Genomic DNA, 5980 nt, shown 5'->3' on the forward strand with positions numbered 1-5980 from the left:
GTCCAGTGCCTTTGTGTACCGCGGTGGATCGGGTGGTCCCACTGCCGCTGCGGAGTCCGAAGACGAAGTGCGACGCCTCATCGCCTCGATCTGACTGACTACTTCCGCTGTCAATGTGAGATGAATAACGATAGATTACGCTCACGTATTGCGTGAAGCTTAGGCTAAGCTAATTCACGGTTCGTGTTCATCTGACATCAATGACTTTTGCAGGAAGTAGATCACCATGGGTTCGTCTCGCCTTCGTTTCACCGCTCTGGCCGGCGTCGTTGCACTTGCTCTGACCGGCTGCGGTCAAGCTGCCGCCGATGACACCGGTGCCGATGCCGCTTCCGGCAGCACCATCGACATCGAGGACAACAACGGAGCGCAGAGCGTGGCGAGCCCTCCTTCCTCTGTGGTGGCCACAGACAACCGCACTTTCGAGACTCTTGACACCTGGGGCATCGAACTCAGTGCCGGCGCGGTCTCTCTGATGCCCGAGGGCCTCAGCTACACGAAGGACGACTCCGTCCTCGATCTCGGATCCCACCGCGAGCCTGACCTTGAGAAGGTCGTCGAGGCCAAGCCGGACCTCATCATCAATGGCCAGCGGTTCGCGCAGTTCCATGACGACCTTGCGAAGCTGGCACCCGAGGCCACCGTGCTCGAACTCGATCCGCGCGATGGCGAAGACTTCGGCTCCGAACTCAAACGCCAGACGACAACCTTGGGAGAGGTCTTCGGCAAACAGGACGAAGCGAAGAAGATCGTCGATGACTACGATGCCTCGGTGAAGCGAGCCAAGGCCGCCTATGACAGCAATGACAAGGCCATGGGCCTCATCACCTCGGCGGGTGACATCGGCTACTCGGCTCCTTCCGTCGGGCGCACCGTCGGGCCGGTCTTCGACATCCTCGGTCTGGATCCTGCCCTCGAAGTGGACTCGAGCAGCGAGGACCACCAGGGAGACGACATCTCCGTCGAGGCGATCGCCGACTCCGAACCCGAGCTCATGATCGTCTTGGACCGAGACGCCTCCTTCGCCCCCGAAGAGCGCGATGAGGGATCGGCTCCCGCCGCCGAGGTGCTCGAGAAGTCAGAGGCGCTCAAGGATGTGCCCGCGGTCAAGGACGACAAGATCGTGTACTTCCCGCAGGACACCTATCTCAACGAAGGCATCCAGACCTACACCGAGTTCTTCAACTCATTCGCCGACAAGCTCGAAGAGCAGAAGTAGCGCCTCCCAGCAGCAATTGAGATCGAGAGAATGACGAGTACACGCGATAGTCTCGCCGAGGTCACCTCGGCGAGGAAGAGCCTTGCCGGGGCAAAGGGGCAGCTGCTGAGCTGGAAGTTGGCAGTGGGCGTCCTCGGCGTCCTGCTCCTTCTCGTACTTTCCCTCGTCACCGGCGTCTACGACATCTTCGGCGGGGATAGGGGAGCCGAGATGTTCCAGATCACCCGCGTGCCGCGCACCATCGCCCTCGTTCTCTCGGGTGCGGCGATGGCCATGTGCGGCCTGGTCATGCAGCTGCTGACGCAGAACCGATTCGTCGAACCGACGACCACCGGCACCACGGAATGGGCCGGGCTGGGGCTGATGCTCACCGTCATCGTCTACCCGGACGCTTCGATCCTGGCGCGGATGATCGGGGCCATCATCGCCGCGTTCATCGGCACGCTGGTCTTCTTCATGTTCCTGCGCCGGGTCTCCCTCAAGTCATCGCTCATCGTGCCCATCATCGGCATCATGCTCGGCGCGGTGGTGGGCGCGATCTCGACCTTCATCGCGGTCCAGACTGACATGCTCCAGAGCCTGGGCATCTGGTTCGCCGGCAGCTTCACTTCGATCCTGCGCGGCCAGTACGAGATCCTGTGGGTCGTTGTCATCGTCGTCGTCGCGGTCTTCATCACCGCTGACCGCTTCACCGTCGCCGGTCTGGGCAAAGAGGTCGCGACGAATGTCGGTCTCAACTACAACCAGGTCATTCTCATCGGCACCATCCTCGTGGCCATCGCCACTGGGGTCGTCACGGTGGTGGTCGGCAGCCTGCCGTTCCTCGGCCTCATCGTGCCCAATATCGTCTCGATGATCCGCGGCGATGACCTGCGCAGCAATCTGCCCTGGGTCTGCTTGGCGGGCATTGCGATCGTCACGATCTGCGACCTCATCGGCCGAGTCATCATCATGCCCTTCGAACTGCCGGTCTCCGTCATCCTCGGAGTCGTCGGCGCCGCGGTGTTCGTCGGGCTCCTCCTACGGCAGCGGAAGCGGGGATGAGGCGCGCCATGTCTGCTGAGACGACAGAGCACTCGACCTCGGCGAGGATACAGCGGACCCCGGGACCGCCTCGGCGCTCCTCCGGGTCCTTGGCCACGCCCACATCCAAGTGGCGGTACTGGTCGCTCATGGCCGGGCTCATCGTCGCCTCGGCGGCCATCGCTCTTGGCCTCCTGGCCTGGGACAACCCGATGCCGATCACCGATGAGGGATTCTGGCTCATTGCGCAGCTGCGGATGAAGAACCTCGTCGTCATCGCGGTCGTCGCACTGTGCCAGGCGTTCGCGACCGTGGCGTTCCAGACGGTGACGAACAACCGGATCGTCACGCCGTCGATCATGGGCTTCGAATCGCTGTACGTTGCCATCCAAACCGGGGCCATGTACTTCTTCGGGGTCACAGCGATCGTCGAGCTCAAGGGGCTCGTGCCTTTCACCGTGCAGCTGCTGCTCATGGTGGGGCTCTCGCTCGCGCTCTACGGCTGGCTGCTATCAGGCCGCTACGGCAATATCGCGATCATGCTGCTCATCGGCGTCGTCATCGGCGGCGGACTCGGCTCGATCGCGACGTTCATGCAGCGGACACTGACGCCGAGTGAATTCGACGTGCTCGCGGCACGGCTCTTCGGTTCGATCTCGAACTCGGACTCCAGCTATCTCCCTGTCTCCATCCCGTTGTGTCTCCTCGCCTGCGCTGCGATCTACCTGAGCTCCTCCCGGCTCAACGTCCTCGCACTCGGCAGGGACACGACCAGCAACCTGGGACTCAACCACAAGGTCGAGATGATGAAGATCCTGTTCTTCGTCTCGATCCTCATGGCAGTGTCCGTGTCGATGATCGGACCGATGATCTTCCTCGGCTTCCTCGTCGCGATGCTCGCCTACCAGTTCTCCGACACCTACGACCACAGATGCGTGCTGCCGATGGCCGGCCTCCTCGGGTTCGTCGTCCTGGGCGGGGCGTACTTCATCATGAAGAACCTGTTCTACGCCGAGGGCGTCGTCTCCATCATCATCGAGGTCATCGGCGGAGGCGCATTCCTCTTCGTCATCATGAGAAAGGGACGCCTGTGATCACACTGCACGATGTCCGTAAGTCCTACAGCAGCGACGTCGAGATCGGTCCTGTCGACCTGCATATCCCCGCCGGGGGAGTCACCGCGCTGGTCGGACCCAACGGCGCCGGGAAGTCAACGCTGCTGACGATGGTCGGCCGTCTGCTGGGCATCGACGAGGGGGCGATCGAGGTCGCCGGTTATGACGTGTCGTCAACGAAGTCGAAGGACCTGGCGAAGATCGTGTCCATCCTGCGCCAGGAGAACCACTTCATCACCAGGTTGACGATCCGCCAGCTGGTGGGCTTCGGCCGTTTCCCCTATTCGAAGGGACGCCTGACGCCTGCCGACGAGGAGATCATCTCCCAGGCCATCGACTTCCTCGAACTCAGCGACCTCGAGGACCGGTTCATCGACGAACTCTCCGGCGGGCAGCGGCAGCGCGCCTACGTGGCCATGGTGCTGGCTCAGGACACCGACTACGTCCTGCTGGACGAACCCCTGAACAACCTGGACATGAAGCACTCCGTGCAGATGATGCAGCACCTGCGTCGGGCCGCTACGCAGATGGGGCGGACCATCGTCATCGTCCTCCACGACATCAACTTCGCCGGACACTATGCCGATCACATCTGCGCCGTGAAGACCGGCAGGGTCGTCGAGTTCGGGGCACCTGCGGAGATCATGACCGCCGAGGTGCTCACCCGCGTCTTCGACACCCCTGTCGAAGTCATCGACGGCCCGCGCGGCAGGCTGGCCGTGTACTACTGAAACTCTGTCGGCAACTCGCCTTGAAGTGCAGCGAAACTGCCGACGAGGAGTTCGGCTGAGCCTATTGGCTTAAACATCTAGAGTTGATAGTATTCCAACTGGTTATCACGATGGGTCGGTGTCGACCTATCTCGACAGTGAAACTCAGAGCCCTAGTATTTCAAGGGGGAAAGCTGGCATTTGCGGGCTCTGGGGACTATGGCGGCATCCGATACCAAATCTATTCGGTGCCATGAATGCTTTAAAGACTCAGTAGTAAAGGTTTAGTTCGGCGAATTTTGTCGAGACGGCGTTCCGCGAATCGCAGCGCGGACGAATGCTGGTCCGACAAGCTTCGACTCCAACGAAGGAATCGGGAGCATGGATATTCAATCGACTTCAGTCCCCAGCACGGCCAATGACGGCCATCACTCAGACGGGGACTTCAAACGCGATATGGGATTCTGGGGCAACCTCGCCCTCGGATTCACCTATCTTTCTCCGGTCGTGGGCGTCTACGCCACGTTCGCGGCCTCTATGGCGCTGGCCGGACCTCCGGCTTTCTGGATGCTCATCGTCGCCGGTGCCGGTCAGCTGCTCGTGGCCACGGTCTTCGGCGAAGTGGTCTCGCAGTACCCGATCGCCGGTGGCATCTATCCGTGGAACAAACACCTATGGGGCAAGAAGTGGGGGTGGATGAGCGGTTGGGTCTACATGATCGCCATCAACGTCACCATCGCCTCAGTCGCCTATGGTGCGGGTCCGTTCCTGGGAGCTCTGCTGGGCATCGAGATGTCACCCATCGCCAATGTGCTTCTGGCGCTGCTGATCATCTTCCTCGCCACCCTTGCCAACCTGTGCGGAACGAAGTTCCTCGCCAATGTCGCGTTCGTCGGTTTCGTCGTCGAGATCTTCGCAACGGCCGCCATAGGCGTCTGGCTCCTTCTCACGGTGCGCAAGCATGATCTCACTGTGTTGTTCCAGGACTTCCGCCCGGGGGACATGCAGGACCAGACGCCGTTCGTCGTCGCCTTCGTCGGTGCGGCGATCATGGGAATCTATCTCTACTACGGCTTCGAAGCCAACGGCGACGTCGCCGAGGAGGTCCGCAACCCTGGTCGGGTCATTCCCAAGGCCATGCGGATGACGATCTACGTGGGCGGCCTCGCCTCGATGTTCATCGCCCTGGGGCTGATTCTGGCAGTCGGCAGCTTTGAGGACATCATCAACGGAACGATCCCCGATCCGATCACGACGATCTTCATGGAGGCGTTCGGGCCGATCGGATTCAAGTTCGTCATGGCGATCGTCCTCATCTCTTTCCTGTCGTGCACGATCTCGCTGCAGGCCGCGGCCTCGCGCCTGATGTACTCGATGGGACGGGACGATCAGCTTCCGTTCTCGAAGTTCCTGCGCAAATTCAGCCCGACCCGTGCTGTGCCTCCTTACGCGCTCATTGTGTCCGGCGCCATCCCTGCCGTCGTCATTCTCATCTCACTGCTGAGCGAGAATGCACTGCTGGCGATCATCTCCTTCGCTTCCTTCGGCATCTACCTGGCATTCTCGTCGGTGGTCTTCGCCTCGCTGAGAGCTCGTATGAAGGGCTGGAAGCCCAGCGGAGAGTTCACCATGGGCAGATGGGGTTGGCTGATTTCGATCGCCGCCTTCGTCTATCAGGTCTTTGCGATGATCATCGTCGCCTGGCCGGTGGCCGGAGTGCCCTGGTACGACTCCTGGATCGTCGCCCTCATGACGCTGGGTGTGGTCCTGGTCGGGGCACTCTATCTGTTCGGTGCTCATCCGGAGCGTCGCAGTGGGATCAGGGGCGCAGCCGGGGACGCTGTGCAGTCGGCAGTGCCCAGCGCCGAGTCTCGGCCTCAAGGCAGCTGAGTCAGAGACGAGCCGAGCCCCCC

At 61.4% G+C, this 5980-nt stretch carries 5 protein-coding genes; all 5 read left to right on the plus strand.

Going from position 1 to position 5980, the window contains the following annotated elements; all coding sequences use genetic code 11:
• The first annotated feature begins 226 nt into the window (after window positions 1–226).
• The 5 genes from ACE03M_RS08425 (at window position 227) to ACE03M_RS08445 (ending at window position 5957) form a co-directional block, all read left to right on the plus strand.
• On the plus strand, window positions 227–1219 hold the full coding sequence (locus ACE03M_RS08425; protein ID WP_143923088.1) for a siderophore ABC transporter substrate-binding protein: 993 nt from the start codon (window positions 227–229) through the stop codon (window positions 1217–1219).
• A gap of 30 nt (window positions 1220–1249) precedes the next feature.
• Window positions 1250–2263, plus strand: a complete 1014-nt coding sequence (locus ACE03M_RS08430) for an ABC transporter permease (protein WP_485933530.1) — start codon at window positions 1250–1252, stop codon at window positions 2261–2263.
• Window positions 2264–2271: 8 nt separating this feature from the next.
• The gene (locus ACE03M_RS08435) at window positions 2272–3336 is read left to right on the plus strand and encodes an iron chelate uptake ABC transporter family permease subunit (RefSeq protein WP_485933531.1); all 1065 of its coding nucleotides are present in this window, start codon (window positions 2272–2274) and stop codon (window positions 3334–3336) included.
• A complete protein-coding gene (locus ACE03M_RS08440; protein ID WP_485933533.1) occupies window positions 3333–4088 on the plus strand; it encodes an iron ABC transporter ATP-binding protein in 756 nt (251 codons plus the stop codon). Before ACE03M_RS08435 ends, ACE03M_RS08440 begins: the two co-directional genes overlap by 4 nt.
• 360 nt (window positions 4089–4448) lie before the next feature.
• On the plus strand, window positions 4449–5957 hold the full coding sequence (locus tag ACE03M_RS08445) for an APC family permease (RefSeq protein WP_485933535.1): 1509 nt from the start codon (window positions 4449–4451) through the stop codon (window positions 5955–5957).
• The last annotated feature ends 23 nt before the right edge of the window (window positions 5958–5980 follow it).

It is taken from the genome of Brevibacterium sp. AGC70 (genome assembly GCF_057334195.1).

Coding starts and splice junctions, on each gene's coding strand:
- ACE03M_RS08425 (WP_143923088.1), top strand. CDS start 227: ATGGGTTCGTCTCGCCTTCGTTTCACCGCTCTGGCCGGCGTCGTTGCA.
- ACE03M_RS08430 (WP_485933530.1), top strand. CDS start 1,250: ATGACGAGTACACGCGATAGTCTCGCCGAGGTCACCTCGGCGAGGAAG.
- ACE03M_RS08435 (WP_485933531.1), top strand. CDS start 2,272: ATGTCTGCTGAGACGACAGAGCACTCGACCTCGGCGAGGATACAGCGG.
- ACE03M_RS08445 (WP_485933535.1), top strand. CDS start 4,449: ATGGATATTCAATCGACTTCAGTCCCCAGCACGGCCAATGACGGCCAT.